The following is a 16,068-nucleotide window of genomic DNA, read 5'->3' as shown; positions in this document are numbered from 1 at the left end:
GGCTATTCTTCGCTCTGCCGACAGCACTCACAAACCAGAAGTTTTTTTCAGTCATTAAAGAAAATCTTTAGCCTATGAGCGCTCCTGCCTACCTCAACGCACTCCGGGCCTTTGAAGCGGCGGCCCGGCACCAGAGCTTTTCGGCGGCCGCCGCCGAACTGCATGTCACCTCCGCCGCGGTGGGACAGCAGGTACGAACCCTGGAGTCCTGGCTGGGCGTGGCGCTGTTCAATCGCGCCTCGAGCGGTTCGGCACGCCTGGTGCTGACCGATGTCGCGCGCAAGGCGTTGCCGGATATTCGCGAGGGCTTCGAGCGCCTGGGCGTCGGCCTGGCGCGTTTGAAAGAGGGCTCCCTCAGCGCCTGCCTTACGGTGACGGTGAGCCCGGCGTTTGCCGCCAAGTGGCTGTTGCCGCGTATCGAGGGTTTCCAGCTGGCCTACCCGCAGACCGATGTGCTGCTGGACACGAACCTGCGCCCCGTGGACTTCATCGCCGAAGGCATGGATATCGGCGTTCGTTATGGCGCCGGGCGCTGGCCCGGGCTGACCGCGATCAAACTGATGGACGAAGAGATGTACCCGGTGTGCGCGCCCGGCTATCCGTTGCTGGAAGCCGGACTGTTACCGTCGCGACGCCTGGCCGAGGCGACGCTGATCCACGACCTGTCGATGGCCGGCGACCCGGCCTATCCGACATGGCGCACCTGGCTCGATGCGTCGGGATACGGCGATATCAATGCCGAGCACGGGCTGCGCATCAACAATTCGGCGGCGGTCCTGCAGGCCGCCATCGATGGACAGGGACTGGCCCTGGGGCGCAGCGTGATGTTGCGCGAGGACCTGGCGGCGGGGCGGTTGATCCGTCCCTTTGGCGAGGCCAGCCATCCGCTGGCGTTCGCCTATTACATCGTCTATCGCCCGGAAGTGGAGGGGTTGGCGAAGATCCAGGCGTTTCGCGACTGGCTACTCGGGCAGGTATCCCCAGGTATCGACGCTTGAGCCTGGCTTGCCCCATGGACTACAACTCCGCCCGGCCGCCGTCGACGACGATCTCGGCACCGAGCATGTAGCGCGAACGGTCGCTGGCGAGGAAACAGACCGCCTCGGCGATTTCCTCCGGCAGCCCCATGCGGCCGACGGGCACCTGGCCGCCGACCTTTGTCGCATAGGCCTCGAATTCCTGTTCCGTCTGCCCGGCCTGGCGATGCAGCGGGGTCGCTATGGAACCGGGGCTGACGGCATTGACGCGGATCTGCCGGTCCAGCAGTTCGGCGGACAGGGTGCGGGCAAAAGAGCGGACCGCGGCCTTGGAAGCTGACAGCAGCGAGCGTCCGGGGGCGCCGATCTGGTTGAGCCAGGAGGTGTTGAGAATGATCGAGCTGCCCTTGGGCATCAGCGGTACCAGGGACTGCACGGTGAAATAGACCCCCTTCACATTGACCGCCAGCAACTGGTCGATCATTGCCTCGTCGGTGCTCGCCAGCGGTGTGCCATAGGCAACGCCGGCATTGGCGAACAGGATGTCGAGGCTGCCGAACGCCTGCTCGATCTGTGTACCCACCGACTGCATGTCGGCCTTGCGCCGAACATCGGCGCGGATCGCCAGGGTGCCTGGGCCCAGCGACCCGAGCGCTGCCTGCAAGCGTTCGGGGTCCTGGCCGGTGATGGCGACGCGGGCGCCATGGGCGAGCATCAGGCGTGCGGTCGCCAGGCCGATGCCTGACGAGCCGCCGGTGATCAATGCGGTTTTACCGTTGAGCATGCCGATAACCTCTGCAATAAGTGGGCTTGCGGCACAAAGGGTGACGCCGACGCGGGCGGCTGGCGAGGCAGATATTCCTTTCTTTCCCCAAAGAAAATATTGCCCGTGACGGGCTGGACCACGTTCACGAAAAGTCACTTGCCTGTGCGGGAAACGGGCCAGGCCATTGGCGCTTTCTGCAAGAGGGATATCGGACTTTGTATTTTCATGGCGCCGATACAACCTCTTTCAATTGTGAGTACTGCATGTTCAGCGCCCTCAAGAAAACAATCGGCTATGCCACCTCTCTGCAACGCACCGCGGAAAAACAGGAGAAGCACCATGACCCGCGAAAGGGGATCGCCAATGTCTCAAGGGTGAAAAATGATCCACGGACTTGCACGCTGCACAAGACAGAGCTTGTTCCTGGCAAGCAAGCCGACTCAAGTCCTGTCGGCGCTACTGGTATCCAGGCTCGGCCCAGCCGCCTCGGCGAGCTCAGGATCGCTCAGAACCAGATGCCCCTGCACGGCCAGCAACAGGCCTTGGAGCAGCAGCTCCCGGCATCAGCGCCCCTGGATGGGCATGACAATAGCCAGCTTCAATTGATAGGGCAGGGATCAAGGGGACGGGTCTACCGCAGCGGCGACAGGGTCATCAAGGAGGTAACACCGTTCGACCCGCAGGCGGCGCGGCATGAAGTCGATATGTGCAACAGGTACTGGCAGACAGCGAATGAGTCCGCGGCAGCCACGCGTGTTGGCAACTGTATAAGAATGCCATTTGTGCAAGGAACACTGCCCGACTCATCGGAAACGCGCCAAGGGGTGAAAAGCCTGTACGACAGGGGCCTCATGATGGGTGATGCCCACCCTTCGAACTTTATCAAGACCGAGAAGGGAGACATCGTTCCTGTGGACTTCGGCCTTGTTTTCCCGAAGGACGGTGTCGAGCAACTCCACAAGGATGTCGGAATAGAAATACTTCGCGACTATGCCAAGGGTGGCTTTGCTTTCATCCCTGATGCAATCAAGCCGGTATATATCGCTCGCCTGCAGGACCTGGATCATTTTCTCGATGAACGGAGTCCGACGAAACTCATGAACATCAAAGTGCTTTCCAAGAGCGGTCTCCTGACCCACCACTCTCCGGAAAACCAGCTCCAGGCCCCTCGACACGAAGAGACATAAGCGGTTTCCCGGCTCGCCAGGCGCTGCTTCGATCAGCGCACTGGCGGGGCGTATTGGATGCCGCCGTTGTTCCACAGGGCATTCAAGCCGCGGTCGATGGCCAGCGGCGTAGCCTTGCCGAAATTGCGTTCGAAGACCTCGCCGTAGTTGCCCACCTGCTTGACGATCTGTACCACCCAGTCCTTGCGCAGCTTGAGGTCCTTGCCGTACTCGCCATCGGCACCGAGCAGGCGGGCCACATCCGGATTTTTAGTGGACCTGGCTTCCTGTTCGACATTCTTCGAGGTGACACCGGCTTCCTCGGCATTGAGCATCGCGAACAGGGTCCAGCGCACGATGCTGAACCAGTCTTCATCGCCCTTGCGCACCGACGGGCCGAGGGGCTCCTTGGAGATGGTTTCCGGCAGGATCACGTAGTCGGCCGGCGTGGTCAGTTGGCTGCGCTGGGCGTTGAGCTGGGATTTGTCGGCGGTGATCACATCGCAGCGCCCGGCCTCCAGGGCCTTGGCGGTTTCGTCGGAGGTGTCGAAGGTGATCGGGGTGTATTTCAGGCCATGGCTGCGAAAGAAGTCCGAGGCGTTCAGCTCGGTGGTGGTCCCGGCCTGGATGCACAGGGCCGCACCGTCGAGCTGGCTGGCGCTGGTGACGCCGAGCTTCTTGTTCACCATGAAGCCCGCGCCGTCGTAATAGGACACGCCGGTAAACACCAGGCCCATGGCGCTGTCACGGGAACTGGTCCAGGTGGTGCTGCGCGACAGCACGTCGATCTCGCCCGATTGCAGGGCGGCCAGGCGTTCCTTGCCGTTGAGCTGGGTGAACTTCACTTTCGCCGCGTCGCCGAACACGGCGGCGGCGAGGGCATGGCAGAAGTCGACATCGAGGCCGGTCTGCTTGCCGTTCTTGTCGGGCACCGAGAATCCGGGAATGCCGTCGGAGACGCCGCATTGCAGGAAACCTTTCTTCTGGATCGCATCGAGGGTCGCCCCCGCCTGGGCCAGTCCGCAGGTGCCGAGTATCGAGGCGGCGACCAGGGCGCCGAGGGTGGATTTCAACGTGTTCATTCAAACCTCCTGAGGTGTTTTTCTTGTACGGGCGCCATAGGCCCGGCCAGCGAATGCGGGCCGGAAAGCGCCTTGGGGTCGGGTCAAATGGCAGCTATCAGAGGTGCAGCGTCGCGAATGCCTGTTCCAGGTCTGCGATCAGGTCGTCAATGGCTTCCAGGCCGATGTTGAAACGGACGAGTCGTTCGCCGTAGGTGCGGTGTTCGCGTCGCAGGTTGAAGTGCGGTGCCACCAGGCTGGTCACGCCGCCCCAGCTGTAGCCGATGTGGAACAGGCGCAATTGGTCGATGAAATCCAGCAGGCGTTCACCGCTGAAGGCTTCGCTGAAGACCACCGAGAACACGCTGCTGGAGCCGCTGAAGTCGCGTTTCCAGAGTTCATGTCCCGGGCAGTCGGGAAGGGCCGGGTGCAGGACCCGCTCGACTTCCGGGCGGGTGCCCAGCCAACGGGCGACGGCGAGGGTGGCCTGCTCCAGATGGGTCAGGCGCACGGCCAGGGTCTGCAGGCCACGCAGGGCCAGGCTGCAGTCGTCGGGGGAGGCGGCGAGGCCGAGCAGCGAACGGGCATCGCCGAGGGCCTGGTAGTGCTCGGGGCTGCAAGTGCTGACGGAGCCCAGCAACAGGTCGCTGTGACCGCCGATGTATTTGGTCAGGGCCTGGGTGGAGACATCCACGCCGTGCCCGAATGCGTCGAACAGCACCCCGGCCGAGTAGGTGTTGTCCAGCGCGACCACGGCCCCCACTTGCCGGGCCGCGGCGACGATGGCCGGGATGTCCTGGACTTCCATGGTTGCCGAGCCCGGGCTTTCGCACCACACCAGGGCGGTATTGGCGCGCAGCAGGCCGGCGATATCGGCGCCGATCAGCGGATCGTAGGGCTGTACTTCGATGCCGAGGCGGGCGAGCAGGTCGCGGGCCAGGTCGTTGTTCGGGCCATAGGCGCTTTCCGGCACCAGGACATGATCGCCGCTCTTGCAGAAGGCGAAGTAGATCAGGGCCAGCGCGGCCTGGCCGCCAGGCGTGATGAAGCAGTGGTTGGCACCTTCGAGTGCGGCAATGCGTCTGGCCAGTTCCAGTGTGGTCGGGGTGCCGTGCAAGCCGTAGGCATAGGGCACGCGCTCGGGGCACCAGTCGTCGCGGACATCGCGGGCGCGGTCAAAGAGCGTGGTCGAGCCGCGGTACGTCGGTGTGCTCAGGGACTTGAAGCCGCTCGGGGCCTGGGGGGCCGGGTCCAGCAAGGTGGTTTGCCAATGGGCTGTTCGGGGGCTGTTCACGCCGCGTTCTCCAAGCTTTCGTGTGAGGGATCGAGGTCATGCACGAAGGCTGTGCGTGATGGCCTGTCTTGACGAAATGCTAGGGAGCGGGCGAGCCGTGGGATTGAACGTTCTTGCGATTATGAAAAAAATACTTCAGCGCCAGCGCCCGGGCGGCACACCAAAGGCTTTCTTGAAATGCCGGGTGAAATGGCTCAGGTCGGCAAAGCCGCTGTCGGTCGCCACGTCGGTGGCGGCGATGCCCTTGCGCAAGCCTTCCAGCGCCCGGTTGAGGCGGATCTGATTGCGCCAGGCATGGGGGGCCAGACCGGTTGCCCGGGTGAACAGGCGGGCGGCATGGAAGGTCGACAAGCCGACTTCCCGGGCCAGCTCGCTCAAGGACACCGATTCGGTCAGGTCTTGCAGCAGACGCTGCTGCATGGCGGCCACGCGCTGCCCGTCGCGCGGCAGGTGCGGTAGCGCCGGGCGTTGTCCGGCATGGCGCAGCAGCAGGGTGGAGATCGCCTGGAGCAACTGGTGCTCGGCCTGCAGCGGATCGACGTTGGCCTGCAGGGCGCGGTGTGCCGCGCCCATCAGCAGGGTGAGGTCGGGATCGCGAATGATGTCTTCGCGAAACCAGGGGAGAGGCGTCGTACACCCGGCCACGGCGTCCATGACCGATTGCACGAAGGGGACGGGCAGGTAGAACACCCGATAACGCCAGCCGGATTCGGTGGCAGCGGAACCGGTGTGCACCTCGCCAGGATTGAGTACCGGCACGGCGCCGGCCTCGGCCACGCATCGACTGCCGCGATAGTCATAGCGCTGGGCACCGTCTTCGATCACCGACAGGGTATAGGCATCGTGCCAATGGGGGGCGAAGCGCTGGTCATGGTACTGGGCCGTGAGCATGTCGGCGCCCGGCAGGATCGGCGAGCGCCAGTAGTGCACGGTATTGCTGCGGTCGGCGGTGGTCATGGTGTTGTCCTGTGATCTGCAACCCGGCCCATGCCACCGCCTCTGCCGTACAGGCCGTCAGCGGTTGGCGAACTGGCCGAGGGCCTTGCCAATGGTCGCGGCCAGCCCGCGACCGCTCAAGCCACCCGGGTCCATCTCGGGGTTGTAGATGGTGAACTGGATGCCGATGGCCCTGGGTGAACTCATGGCCGTGCGCAGGGTGGTGCCCAGGTCCTCCCAGGAGAAACCGTCCGGCTGCGGATGGTCCACGGCCCACATGATGCCCTGGTCCAGCACATCGACGTCGACGTGAATCCAGAAGCCTTCCGGTCCGTCTTCGCGGGTCAGGTGGGCCACGGCTTCCTCGGCGGCGTTCTCGGTGCCGAGGATGCGTACTTCCTGGCGGTTCAGCGCCATCAGGTCCCTGGGCAACTGCTGGCCGCGATTGCGCGCCTGGATCGCTCCGTCACGATAACCGAACAGTACGACATCCTCGTCGCGCAGCAAAGGCCGCTGGCCTTCGATATCGGCAACCACCGCCGGGCCGCGACCGGTGGCATAACCCAGGTCGCTGGCCGAGGCCGCACCGGCGATCGGGTTGTTGTCCGCTTCGTAGAAGTCGGCATGGCCGTCCAGGTACAGCACGCCATAACGACCGCGACGCTTGAGTGCGAGCATGGTGCCGAGCAGGATCGAACAGTCGCCACCGATCACCACCGGGAACTCGCCATTGTCCATCACCTTGCCAACCGCATCGGCCAGGGTGATCGAATACTCGTTGATGGCATGGGGGTTCATGATCTGGGTTTGCGGATCACGCTCGATCCGCCACGGCGGCGACTCGACCCGGCCGGCGAGGCGGGCATTCAGGCGCTTGGCCAGACCGGCATTGAGCAGTGCCTCGGGCATATGGGCGACGCCCAGGTGGGTCGAGATATGCCCCAGGACCGAGGGGGCTTCGATGATTGCAAAGTTGCGCATGGTGGTTCCTCCTGTTTGTTGTTCGCGGAGGGGGAAATCGCAGGGACTGTGCCAGTGTTTTTTTACGGCGTTGAATTGCCGCTATCTTTTGCCTGATTCGGTCATTGATTGGCTGTGATATGACCGATCAACCGAACAGGCCATGCTCGAAGGTGTGTGGATGCCGCCGTCCTGAAACCGCAGCTTGGATACCGACAAACCTTTGCCGTTCGAGGGTATGCAGACGAAATCGCACTGGATGGGTGCGCTCGTAACAACGCTGTGCATTTTTGGGTAACAACGTAGCAGGTGACTGATAAGTGACTGGGTTGTTGAAATGATTGACCATAAAAAGAACTGCCCGAATAGCTTTCATCGAGCGAAACAGCCACAGAAAGGGCGTTCGATGAGTTCAGGTCATCCTGCCTATAGAGGAAGAAATAGCCGAAACAAGTGGTTTTGACCGATTGTTATCGCCCCCGATTTTTTCAATGCATGAGGAACCGGCCTCTACAGCGGCATAGGGATGCCCGAATAAAACCGCCTGCTTTCCACAAAACCACAAAAAAACGGAGGGTGGCATAGTCACTGCACCTGTTTTGCTCATTGAAGATGCCGCATTACGAGACAGGTCAAGACAATGATTGATGCATTCCCGAGCAAGGCAGATACCTACGACGTCGCGGTGATCGGTGGCGGCGTGGTGGGGTGTGCCATGGCTCGCCGATTCGCCCTGGAGGGGGCCCGGGTACTGTTGCTGGAAAAGGCCAGCGATATTCTGTCGGGGGCCAGCAAAGGTAACAGCGCGATCCTGCACACCGGGTTCGACGCCCCCCGCGACAGCCTCGAACTGGCCTGCATGCAGGCCGGTTACCGCGAGTACCTCGATATCCACCAGCAGATAAACCTGCCTGTGCTCAGGACCGGCGCCATGGTCGTGGCCTGGACCGCGGATGACCTGGGCAAACTCGACGGCATTGCCCGGCAGGCGCGGGACAATGGCGTCGATGATGTGGCGTTGCTGGAGCCGGCCCGGATCCGCCAACTGGAGCCCGAGCTGTCGCACAAGGCGCTCGGTGCCGTGCAGGTGCCGGGGGAGTTCCTCATCGATCCCTGGTCGGCCCCCTTGGGTTACCTGCAACAGGCCCTGTTGCACGGCGCCAAGGTGGTTCTGGGGACCGAGGTCCAAGGTGGCGACTTCGACGGCCTGGCCTGGCAACTGCAGACCAGTCGCGGGCCTGTGCGGGCAACGTCTGTCATCAATTGCGCGGGCCTGTTCGGCGACTGCCTGGAAGAGCGCCTGCTGGGGGAGAGTCATTTCAGCATCCATCCGCGCAAGGGCCAGTTCGTGGTCTTCGACAAGGCCGCCGCGCGCTTGCTGCAGACCATCGTCCTGCCGGTCCCCAACGAACGGACCAAGGGCATCGTGCTGACCCGCACGGTCTTCGGCAACCTGCTGGTGGGGCCGACCGCCGAGGAGCAGGACGACCGCATCCATGCCGGCCTCGACGGGCTGATGCTGGCGGAACTGGTCGCGGCGGCGGTCGAGCGGATTCCGGCGCTGGCCGGCATGCCGGTGACCGCTACTTATGCCGGCCTGCGCCCGGCCAGCGACAAGAAGGAATACCGCATTCGCCAGGTGGCCGAACGCAACTGGATTACTGTCGGCGGGATCCGTTCCACCGGCCTGACCGCCGCGCTGGGTATAGCCCGGCATGTCTTCGAACTGTATGGCAGCACACATTCCCATCGCCCACCGGCGACCGTGCTTTGGCCGCGGCTGCCGAACCTGGCGGAACACCTGCCGCGGGACTACCAGAGCCCCGGCTATGGCGAGATGGTCTGTCATTGCGAACTGGTCACCGCCCGGGAAATCACCACGGCCCTGAACAGCCTCCTGCCGCCTGGCGACCTGGGTGGGTTGAAGCGCCGCACACGAGCCTGCATGGGGCGTTGCCAGGGATTCTATTGTTCGGCACGGGTGGCGCAATTGAGCGAGGGGCGACTCGCCGTGCCACTGTCCACGGGGAGTTGCATTCATGTTCAGTGAGACTGAAACGGTCGATGTCGCGATCATCGGCAGCGGGCCGTCGGGGCTTGCGGCGGCGGTGGCCTTGAAGCGCCGCGGTGTCCAGCGCGTGGTGATCATCGAGCGCGAAGCCGAGGCCGGGGGCATTCCGCGACACTGCGGGCATCCGCCCTTCGGTCTGCAGGAGTACGGCCGGATCCTGTCCGGACCGGATTACGCCCGGCGCAATATCCGCGAGGCACTGGCGGCCGGTGTCGAGATCCGTCTCAAGCACACGGTGACGCGGTTGGGACACGGTGGTTTGCTGGAGATCGTCAGCCCGCAGGGTTCCCTGCGCCTCCAGGCCCGCCGCGTGCTGCTGGCCACCGGCGCCCGGGAGACGCCGCGCTCGGCCCGTCTGCTCGGTGGTGACCGGCCGTTGGGGGTGATCAACACCGGCGCCCTACAGTCCTACCTCTACCTGGAGCAGCTCAAGCCGTTCGAACGTCCGCTGATCATCGGTACCGAACTGGTCAGCCTGTCGGCGGTGCTCAGTTGTCGCCGCGCCGGGATCCGGCCAGTGGCGATGATCGAGGCCAATAGCCGGGCGACGGCACGCTGGCCGCTGTCGTTGTTCCCTCTGCTGTGCGCTGTACCGATGCATTTCGGCGCGCGGCTGCTGGATATCCAGGGCACCGGGCGCGTGGAGTCGGCGCGGGTGGAACTGGCCGACGGCAGCGTTCGGACCTTTGCCTGTGACGGTGTCCTGCTGACCGGTGCCTTTGTGCCGGAAGCGAGCCTGGTGCGCCTGAGTCATCTCAAGCTCGATCGTAGCAGCGGCGGCCCGGTGATCGACCAGTTTGCCCGCTGTTCCGACCCGGCCTATTTCGCCGCCGGCAACCTGCTGCGTCCGATTGAAACCGCCGGCTGGTCATACCGAGAAGGCCGACGGGTTGCCGAACTGCTGGCCAGGGATCTGCGGGGCGAGCTACCGGCTCCCGGCGGTTCGGTGGCGATTGTCGTGCATGGCCCGCTCAAGCTCTGCGTGCCGCAACGCCTGGCGACCGGCACCACCCGCGGGCTCAAGTATTTGCAGTTGCGGGTCAGCCAGGCGGCGCAGGGGCGCTTGCGGGTGCTGGCCGATGGCAAGGAAATCTGGGCCCGTTCATTGACCAGTTTGCCCGAGCGTCGGGTACTGATTCCGATTGCTCACTTGAAGTGGCCGACGGGCGTCCAGCACCTGGACGTCGATGTCGTCGATCATGATTGAACGCATTACCGAGGAAAGCATGACAATGCGAATTGCCGCCCTGGACCAGGGAACCACCAGCACCCGCGTGCTGGTGGTCAACCAGAATGGTGCCGCCGACATCCTCCTGTCGCTGCGCCACCAGCAACATCATCCGCAACCGGGTTGGGTCGAACATGACCCGCTGGAGTTGCTGGCCAATATCGAACGCTGCCTGGAGGCCACCGGTCCGGTGGACGCCATCGGCCTGGCGAACCAGGGCGAAAGCTGCCTGGCCTGGGATGCCCTCAGTGGACAGCCGCTGTCACCGGTGATCGTCTGGCAGGACAACCGCACCTCGGCGCAGATCGAGCAGTTGCGCCGCGAGGGGGGCGAGGCGTTGACCCTGGAGCGTGCCGGGTTGCCGCTGGATCCGTATTTTTCCGCGAGCAAGCTGGGCTGGATCCTCACGCACCTGCCGGCCGCCCAGCAGGCGCTGGCGGCCGGGCGTTTGCGCCTGGGCACCACGGACGCCTATTTTCTCGACCGTCTGACCGGGGTCTTCGCCACGGATGTCACCACCGCGTCGCGCACCTCGTTGATGAACCTGGCGAGCGGGCAATGGGACCCGCAGCTCTGTGCCTTGTTCGGCGTGCCGATGGAAACCCTGCCGCCGATCCGCGACACGGTCGGCTCGTTCGGCGAGATCGGCAACACGCCGGTGACCGCTTCGGTGGTGGACCAGCAGGCCTCGTTGTACGGGCACGGCTGCCGGCAATCGGGCGACGCGAAAATCACCTTCGGCACCGGGGCGTTCGCCCTGACCGTGACCGGTGAACAGATCATTCGCGCGCCGGAAAAAGGCCTGCTGGCGACCATTGCCTGGCAGATCGACGGCAAGCCGGTGTATGCCATGGACGGTGGCGTCTATGACGCCAGCGCGGCGGTCGAGTGGGCAGGGCGCCTGGGTCTGTTCGAGGACTTTTCCGAGCTGGCGGGCTTTGACCGGCCGCCGGCGATTTCCCGGCAACTGGCGTTTGTTCCGGCATTGTCCGGCCTGGCCTGCCCGCATTGGGATCGCAGTGCCGCGGCGCAATGGATCGGCATGAACGCCGGGACGTCACGCCAGGATATGTGCCAGGCGCTGCTGGAAGGCGTGGCCTTGCGCAGTGTCGAGGTGATCAGTGCGATGGACGGCTTCCTCAATGTCACCGATCGCCTGTCCATCGACGGCGGCCTGGCCCGCAGCCCCTATTTTGCCCAGTTCCTCGCCGATGCCCTGCAGCGGTGCATCGTTACCCAGCGCTTCGATGAGCTGACCGCGTTCGGCTGCGCGGCATTGGCGGCCCGTGGCCTCGGCCGCGAACTGGTTGCGCCGCGCAACACCTGTACCGAGTTTCACCCCAGGGTTGGCGTCGACACCGCGCTGGCCTGGCGCGAGACCTTTGCCGACGCGGTCAGTCGCTGTCGTAACTGGCGCTGAGTGAACCACAAGCCCCCTGGCGACCTGCGCAGGCAGGTTGCCCAGGAAAGTGCTGCCCGTACTCATGGAGATCTCCCACAAGTAAGTGACCACATCGTTGTTTTGAAAGAGGCAAAACCACAACAAAAAAGATAATGGCATGCGAAGTGCGTCGTCTGTTTCAGCTCCTGTCGAGCAACTGCCGCGTTATACGAACGGCCTGTCGAACAGGGCGGAGTACATCAATAAGACACTTTGAGGAGACACTCCAATGTCTGACTTTATATCAAGGTCACAGGAAGCTGTGGCCGCTGGGGCGACCCATTCACTGGAATCAGGCGCCGGCTATCAGGCGCAGTTCGAACGTTCGCTGGGCAAGTTTGAATCCTTTGCCGTGGCGTTCTCGTTTATCTCGATCACCACCGGGTTGTTTTCAACCTATGGCTCGGTCCTGGTTTCCAGCGGGCCCATCGGCATCTGGACCTGGCCCATCGTGACCCTGGGCACCTTGCTGGTGGCGCTGGTATTCGGCCTGCTGGCGAGCAAGATCCCGTTGTCGGGGTTCAGTTACCAGTGGGCCAGTCGCCTGGTCAATCCGGTGGTGGGCTGGTGGTTCGGTTGGGCCAGTTTTGCGTTCACCATGATGGTGGCCGTGGCGGTGGACTATGGGCTGGCGCAGGTGGCGCTGTTCCCCTTGCTGGGGCTCGATTACACGCCACAGGCCGGAGCCTTGACGGCGGCGGTGGTGTTCCTGATCCAGGGCGCGCTGATCATCTGGTCGACACCGCTGCTGACCAGGATCAACAACATGGCGGTGGCCGCCGAGGTGATCGCGGTGATCGGCCTGATCGTCGGCATCGGCGTGGCGGTGAGCTTTTTCGGCAAGGGCAACCTGTCGAATCTGTTCTCCACCGGTATCGTCCATAGCGACCACTATTACGGCTGGCTGGGTCCGTTCATGCTTTCCGGGCTGCTCGGTGCCTTTACCCTGGTGGGTTGGGAAGCGGCGGCGAACATGGCCGAGGAGACCCACAATCCCAAGCAGGTGGTGCCGCGGGCCATGGCCAACGCGGTGCTGATCAGTGGCGTGATGGGCACCTTCTTCCTGATCGTGATCAGCATGGGCCTGGGTGACCAGGTCGCCGAGCTGACCAAGAGCTCGGCACCGGTGGCGGACGTGATCCGTGTCACCCTTGGCGAGACCATGAGCAAGCTGATCCTGGTGGTGGTCTGCGTGGCCATCTTCGCCTGCGGCCTGGTGATCATGACCAGCAACAGCCGTCTGGTGCACTCCATGGCCCGCGATGGCCGCCTGCCGTTTTCCGAGCAGTTGAGCCGGGTGCCGCGCGCCACGGGCGGGCCGTCGTGGGCGACGGTGTTTGTCACGCTGGTCAGCGTGCTGGTGGTCCTGAGCTTCTACAACAGCCCCGATGCCCTGACCGAGATGCTGGGCGCCGCCACCCTGTTCCCGGCCTTGCTCTACAGCGGGACAGTGATCCTGTATATCGCCACACGGCACAAGCATGTCCATCACGCCGATGATTTCACCCTGGGCAAGTGGGAATGGCCGGTGGTGATCGGGGCCTGCGTCTGGCTCGCTGTGGAGTTGTGCGTGTTCATCATTCCGAGCGACTTCCGCGTGGCACAGATGTATGTGCTGGCGTCGATGGCGGTGGGCGCGGTGATCTTTGCGATTGTATGGATGACCCGTCGCAGACAGTTGGAGCGGATGCCGCCCCTGCATTGAACGAGACCAGTCGGACTTGCTGTTTCTCGCCCCAGGTTAGTTGAAACCGTCAATACGTGAAGTTGTCATTCCGGGACTGGCATTGTCAGACCCACGGATTCGGCTGACCGCGATAAAGCTGCCCGATCCCTCTTGTGCCCATATACAGGACAGGGGACAAGAGGGATCGATGCAGACTTTCAGATCCATTCCGTGCGCTGCAACAGCGGTGCTTCGTGAACTTCCACCTGGGCCCTGGCCAGGGCTTCGCCCAATTCGCCGACCGGCTTGCGGTCAATGATCAACCGGTCGATGCGCTCCAGCGGGAACACCTGGAACAGGGCGCGACGGCCCAGTTTCGACGAGTCGGCAATCACCGTGAGGTAGCGCGCCCGGGCAATCATGGCGCGGGCGATCTCGGCTTCCTCGATGGAAAAGTCAAAGGCACCGTCGGCACTCAGGGCGCCGATGGTCACTACCGCATGTTCGGCGTTGAAGCGGGCGATCTGTTCCAGCGCCAGGGAGCCGCTGTTCTGGTTGGATTCGGGACGGAATTCGCCGCCGATCATGAATACCCGATTGCCACTGACGCCCATGGCCTCGGCGATCAGCAACGAGTTGGTGATCACGGTGATGCGGTTCAGGCGGGCCAGCTCCCTGGCGAAGAACAGCGTGGTGGTGCCGGTATCGATCAGGATGCTGTCGCCCGGGGCATAGAGCCCGGCGGCGTAGCGGGCTACCGCGCGCTTCTCCTGGGAGAACTCGTTCATGCGGGTCTGGAAGGCGTTTTCGTGTTCACCGCTGGGGGGCAGGGAAGCGCCGCCATGGAACTTGGTGACCTGGCCATTTTCCGCCAGTTCGGTGAGGTCACGGCGAATGGTTTCCTGGGAGGTGTGCAGCGTCCTGGCCAGCTCATCCACGGAAATCCGTTCGCGCTGGCGCAGCAGTTCGAGGATGTGTTGTCGTCTTTCGTTGGGGCGCATGGCGGGCTCCGGTTGCTACCTGGATGGGCGCGGGTCGTTACCGCTGCACACGTTGCCGGCCAGCCTCCGGAAAGGCCTGTGGCAAGGGGCGCCGAGCGGCGGCACGGGAACGGGGAAATGCACAATCGTCTCCACGCGACGCTGGCTCCGACCTGCGGGTTCGCGCCGACGGGTGTGTTGATGAAAGTGACCAATTTAAGTGGGAGTGTCTTTCAAATCAACATGAAAACCAAGAAATGGCATGGGATGTGATGGATATCCGGTCGCTGAAGCCTGTTCTACCGACACCTTGCTTCAGCCATTCATCCATCAGACGAGAGATTTTTCATGCGCAAGATTTTCCTGGCCTGTCCGTACAGCCATGCCGAGGCCACCGTGGTTCATGAACGTTTTATCCAGTGCAACCGGGTCGCCGCCCAGATCATCGAAGCCGGGCACGCGGTATTCAGCCAGGTGTCCATGTCCCATCCGATCAACCTGGCGTTTGTCGGCAAGGACAGCCAGGCGATCGGCAAGCTGTGGGCTCCGGTGGATGCGCTGTTCATGGAGATGATGGGGGAATTGATCGTCCTCGACCTGCCGGGCTGGGAACTCAGTTCGGGGATTCAGCGCGAGATCGAGTTCTTCAGGCAGCGTGGGCGCCTGGTCAGCCTCTGGTCGGAGGTGTCTGTCGAGTTCGCTTGAACACCACCAGCAATGGGCCACGGTGGGTGAAGTGAAGATCACTCCAGCGCGTCGCGCTCGTGGACCAGCGCCAGCAGCGTCAGGCGATTCTGTGAAAGCATCACCTCGCGCACGGTTTCCATGCGTTGCTGGTCGATGGTGTCCCAACCCAGGGCCCGCAGAATGGGCGCCCGCTTCACACGAAAGACGATGCTCTGGCTGTTGAAGGCCATCGTCCGGATTATCGTGATTTCGTCATCGACGGGTCGCCCGGTCAGGCGGGCGACGATGGAGCGGGTAACGTGCGAGAGGCGCTGGTTGAGGCCTTGCTCCATCAGCGTGGCGGCCGACGGCGGGCCCATGCCGGCCTGCTCGCAGGCCATGAAGCGACGCCAGTCGGCGGATTCCGGGGTCTCGAGAATGAACGACAGGAAGACGCCGAGAACATCCAGGTAACGCTCGATCAAGGTGCGGTCATCGGCGTGGGGATCTTCCAGCGCTTCCTCGGCGGCCGAAACCTCGTCCGTCAGTTGTGCCCAGAGCTGCGCGAGGATGTGCTCGACGCACGCCAGGTAAACCCCTTCCTTGTTGTCGAAATAGTATTGCAACGCCGGCGCGTTGACCCCCGCGGCCGCTGCGATCTGGCGCGTCGATGCGCTTTCGAAGCCGTGGGTGGCGAACTGGTCCACGGCGGCCTCGATAATCCGCAGGCGGGTGTCTTCCCCGCGCTGGTAGCCGCCTTCCTTTGCTGGTCGATGTCGTGCCATGGGTAAGCCTGAAAAAAGAATGCCCGGACAAATTATATCACTTGACATAAATTCGCCATCGCCGCATTTTT

Annotated in this window: 14 protein-coding genes; 7 read left to right on the top strand and 7 right to left on the bottom strand. The window is 63.3% G+C overall.

Going from position 1 to position 16,068, the window contains the following annotated elements:
* Positions 1-74: 74 nt before the first annotated feature.
* A complete protein-coding gene (gcvA, locus tag ACL9RJ_RS03960) occupies positions 75-998 on the top strand; it encodes a transcriptional regulator GcvA (protein WP_422764908.1) in 924 nt (307 codons plus the stop codon).
* A 19-nt stretch (positions 999-1,017) separates the two neighbouring features.
* Here gcvA and ACL9RJ_RS03955 read toward each other — a convergent pair whose 3' ends face one another.
* Positions 1,018-1,761, bottom strand: coding sequence for an SDR family oxidoreductase (locus ACL9RJ_RS03955; protein ID WP_422764907.1), 744 nt, complete (start codon positions 1,759-1,761; stop codon positions 1,018-1,020).
* Between the two features lie 245 nt (positions 1,762-2,006).
* On the opposite strand from ACL9RJ_RS03955, the gene ACL9RJ_RS03950 reads away from it, so the two are divergent.
* Entirely contained in the window at positions 2,007-2,930 is a 924-nt protein-coding gene (locus tag ACL9RJ_RS03950) for a hypothetical protein (RefSeq protein WP_422764906.1), read from the top strand.
* Positions 2,931-2,962: 32 nt separating this feature from the next.
* Here ACL9RJ_RS03950 and ACL9RJ_RS03945 read toward each other — a convergent pair whose 3' ends face one another.
* The 4 genes from ACL9RJ_RS03945 to ACL9RJ_RS03930 all read right to left on the bottom strand — a co-directional run bounded on the left by ACL9RJ_RS03945 (position 2,963) and on the right by ACL9RJ_RS03930 (position 7,181).
* Entirely contained in the window at positions 2,963-3,991 is a 1,029-nt protein-coding gene (locus ACL9RJ_RS03945) for an amino acid ABC transporter substrate-binding protein (protein ID WP_103032553.1), read from the bottom strand.
* Between the two features lie 97 nt (positions 3,992-4,088).
* A complete protein-coding gene (locus ACL9RJ_RS03940; protein WP_422764905.1) occupies positions 4,089-5,264 on the bottom strand; it encodes a cystathionine beta-lyase in 1,176 nt (391 codons plus the stop codon).
* 135 nt (positions 5,265-5,399) lie between these two features.
* Positions 5,400-6,221 (bottom strand): AraC family ligand binding domain-containing protein, encoded by an 822-nt coding sequence (locus ACL9RJ_RS03935; RefSeq protein WP_422764904.1) that lies wholly within the window; start codon positions 6,219-6,221, stop codon positions 5,400-5,402.
* Positions 6,222-6,278: 57 nt separating this feature from the next.
* Positions 6,279-7,181 carry an arginase family protein gene (locus ACL9RJ_RS03930; protein ID WP_017127456.1) on the bottom strand — a complete coding sequence of 301 codons (903 nt, stop codon included), beginning with the start codon at positions 7,179-7,181 and terminating at the stop codon, positions 6,279-6,281.
* A gap of 619 nt (positions 7,182-7,800) precedes the next feature.
* Between ACL9RJ_RS03930 and ACL9RJ_RS03925 the strand changes: the two genes are divergently transcribed.
* The 4 genes from ACL9RJ_RS03925 to ACL9RJ_RS03910 all read left to right on the top strand — a co-directional run bounded on the left by ACL9RJ_RS03925 (position 7,801) and on the right by ACL9RJ_RS03910 (position 13,605).
* Positions 7,801-9,210 (top strand): NAD(P)/FAD-dependent oxidoreductase, encoded by a 1,410-nt coding sequence (locus ACL9RJ_RS03925; protein ID WP_017127455.1) that lies wholly within the window; start codon positions 7,801-7,803, stop codon positions 9,208-9,210.
* Positions 9,200-10,438 (top strand): NAD(P)/FAD-dependent oxidoreductase, encoded by a 1,239-nt coding sequence (locus ACL9RJ_RS03920; RefSeq protein WP_017127454.1) that lies wholly within the window; start codon positions 9,200-9,202, stop codon positions 10,436-10,438. Before ACL9RJ_RS03925 ends, ACL9RJ_RS03920 begins: the two co-directional genes overlap by 11 nt.
* A 25-nt stretch (positions 10,439-10,463) precedes the next feature.
* Positions 10,464-11,879 (top strand): glycerol kinase, encoded by a 1,416-nt coding sequence (locus tag ACL9RJ_RS03915; protein ID WP_085983791.1) that lies wholly within the window; start codon positions 10,464-10,466, stop codon positions 11,877-11,879.
* Between the two features lie 250 nt (positions 11,880-12,129).
* Complete coding sequence (locus ACL9RJ_RS03910; RefSeq protein ID WP_042935913.1) at positions 12,130-13,605, top strand: amino acid permease; 1,476 nt, start codon at positions 12,130-12,132, stop codon at positions 13,603-13,605.
* Positions 13,606-13,784: 179 nt separating this feature from the next.
* On the opposite strand, the gene ACL9RJ_RS03905 is transcribed toward ACL9RJ_RS03910, so the two are convergent.
* Positions 13,785-14,567 carry a DeoR/GlpR family DNA-binding transcription regulator gene (locus ACL9RJ_RS03905; protein WP_017127451.1) on the bottom strand — a complete coding sequence of 261 codons (783 nt, stop codon included), beginning with the start codon at positions 14,565-14,567 and terminating at the stop codon, positions 13,785-13,787.
* Between the two features lie 327 nt (positions 14,568-14,894).
* Between ACL9RJ_RS03905 and ACL9RJ_RS03900 the strand changes: the two genes are divergently transcribed.
* On the top strand, positions 14,895-15,251 hold the full coding sequence (locus ACL9RJ_RS03900; protein WP_017127450.1) for a DUF1937 family protein: 357 nt from the start codon (positions 14,895-14,897) through the stop codon (positions 15,249-15,251).
* Positions 15,252-15,289: 38 nt separating this feature from the next.
* Here ACL9RJ_RS03900 and ACL9RJ_RS03895 read toward each other — a convergent pair whose 3' ends face one another.
* On the bottom strand, positions 15,290-15,997 hold the full coding sequence (locus ACL9RJ_RS03895) for a CerR family C-terminal domain-containing protein (protein ID WP_017127449.1): 708 nt from the start codon (positions 15,995-15,997) through the stop codon (positions 15,290-15,292).
* Positions 15,998-16,068: the final 71 nt, after the last annotated feature.

Origin of the sequence: Pseudomonas sp. Mn2068, from assembly GCF_049319725.1 — a bacterium.
Classification (GTDB): domain Bacteria; phylum Pseudomonadota; class Gammaproteobacteria; order Pseudomonadales; family Pseudomonadaceae; genus Aquipseudomonas; species Aquipseudomonas gingeri.
The sequence above is the reverse complement of the archived record's forward strand: the minus strand, read 5'-3'. Positions and strand labels throughout refer to the sequence as shown.

Excerpts from the sequence above, each read along its gene's own strand:
- ACL9RJ_RS03945 (WP_103032553.1), bottom strand. The coding sequence starts at position 3,991 with ATGAACACGTTGAAATCCACCCTCGGCGCCCTGGTCGCCGCCTCGATA.
- ACL9RJ_RS03895 (WP_017127449.1), bottom strand. The coding sequence starts at position 15,997 with ATGGCACGACATCGACCAGCAAAGGAAGGCGGCTACCAGCGCGGGGAA.
- ACL9RJ_RS03935 (WP_422764904.1), bottom strand. The coding sequence starts at position 6,221 with ATGACCACCGCCGACCGCAGCAATACCGTGCACTACTGGCGCTCGCCG.
- ACL9RJ_RS03920 (WP_017127454.1), top strand. The coding sequence starts at position 9,200 with ATGTTCAGTGAGACTGAAACGGTCGATGTCGCGATCATCGGCAGCGGG.
- ACL9RJ_RS03910 (WP_042935913.1), top strand. The coding sequence starts at position 12,130 with ATGTCTGACTTTATATCAAGGTCACAGGAAGCTGTGGCCGCTGGGGCG.
- ACL9RJ_RS03930 (WP_017127456.1), bottom strand. The coding sequence starts at position 7,181 with ATGCGCAACTTTGCAATCATCGAAGCCCCCTCGGTCCTGGGGCATATC.
- gcvA (WP_422764908.1), top strand. The coding sequence starts at position 75 with ATGAGCGCTCCTGCCTACCTCAACGCACTCCGGGCCTTTGAAGCGGCG.
- ACL9RJ_RS03950 (WP_422764906.1), top strand. The coding sequence starts at position 2,007 with ATGTTCAGCGCCCTCAAGAAAACAATCGGCTATGCCACCTCTCTGCAA.
- ACL9RJ_RS03915 (WP_085983791.1), top strand. The coding sequence starts at position 10,464 with ATGCGAATTGCCGCCCTGGACCAGGGAACCACCAGCACCCGCGTGCTG.
- ACL9RJ_RS03955 (WP_422764907.1), bottom strand. The coding sequence starts at position 1,761 with ATGCTCAACGGTAAAACCGCATTGATCACCGGCGGCTCGTCAGGCATC.
- ACL9RJ_RS03905 (WP_017127451.1), bottom strand. The coding sequence starts at position 14,567 with ATGCGCCCCAACGAAAGACGACAACACATCCTCGAACTGCTGCGCCAG.
- ACL9RJ_RS03925 (WP_017127455.1), top strand. The coding sequence starts at position 7,801 with ATGATTGATGCATTCCCGAGCAAGGCAGATACCTACGACGTCGCGGTG.
- ACL9RJ_RS03900 (WP_017127450.1), top strand. The coding sequence starts at position 14,895 with ATGCGCAAGATTTTCCTGGCCTGTCCGTACAGCCATGCCGAGGCCACC.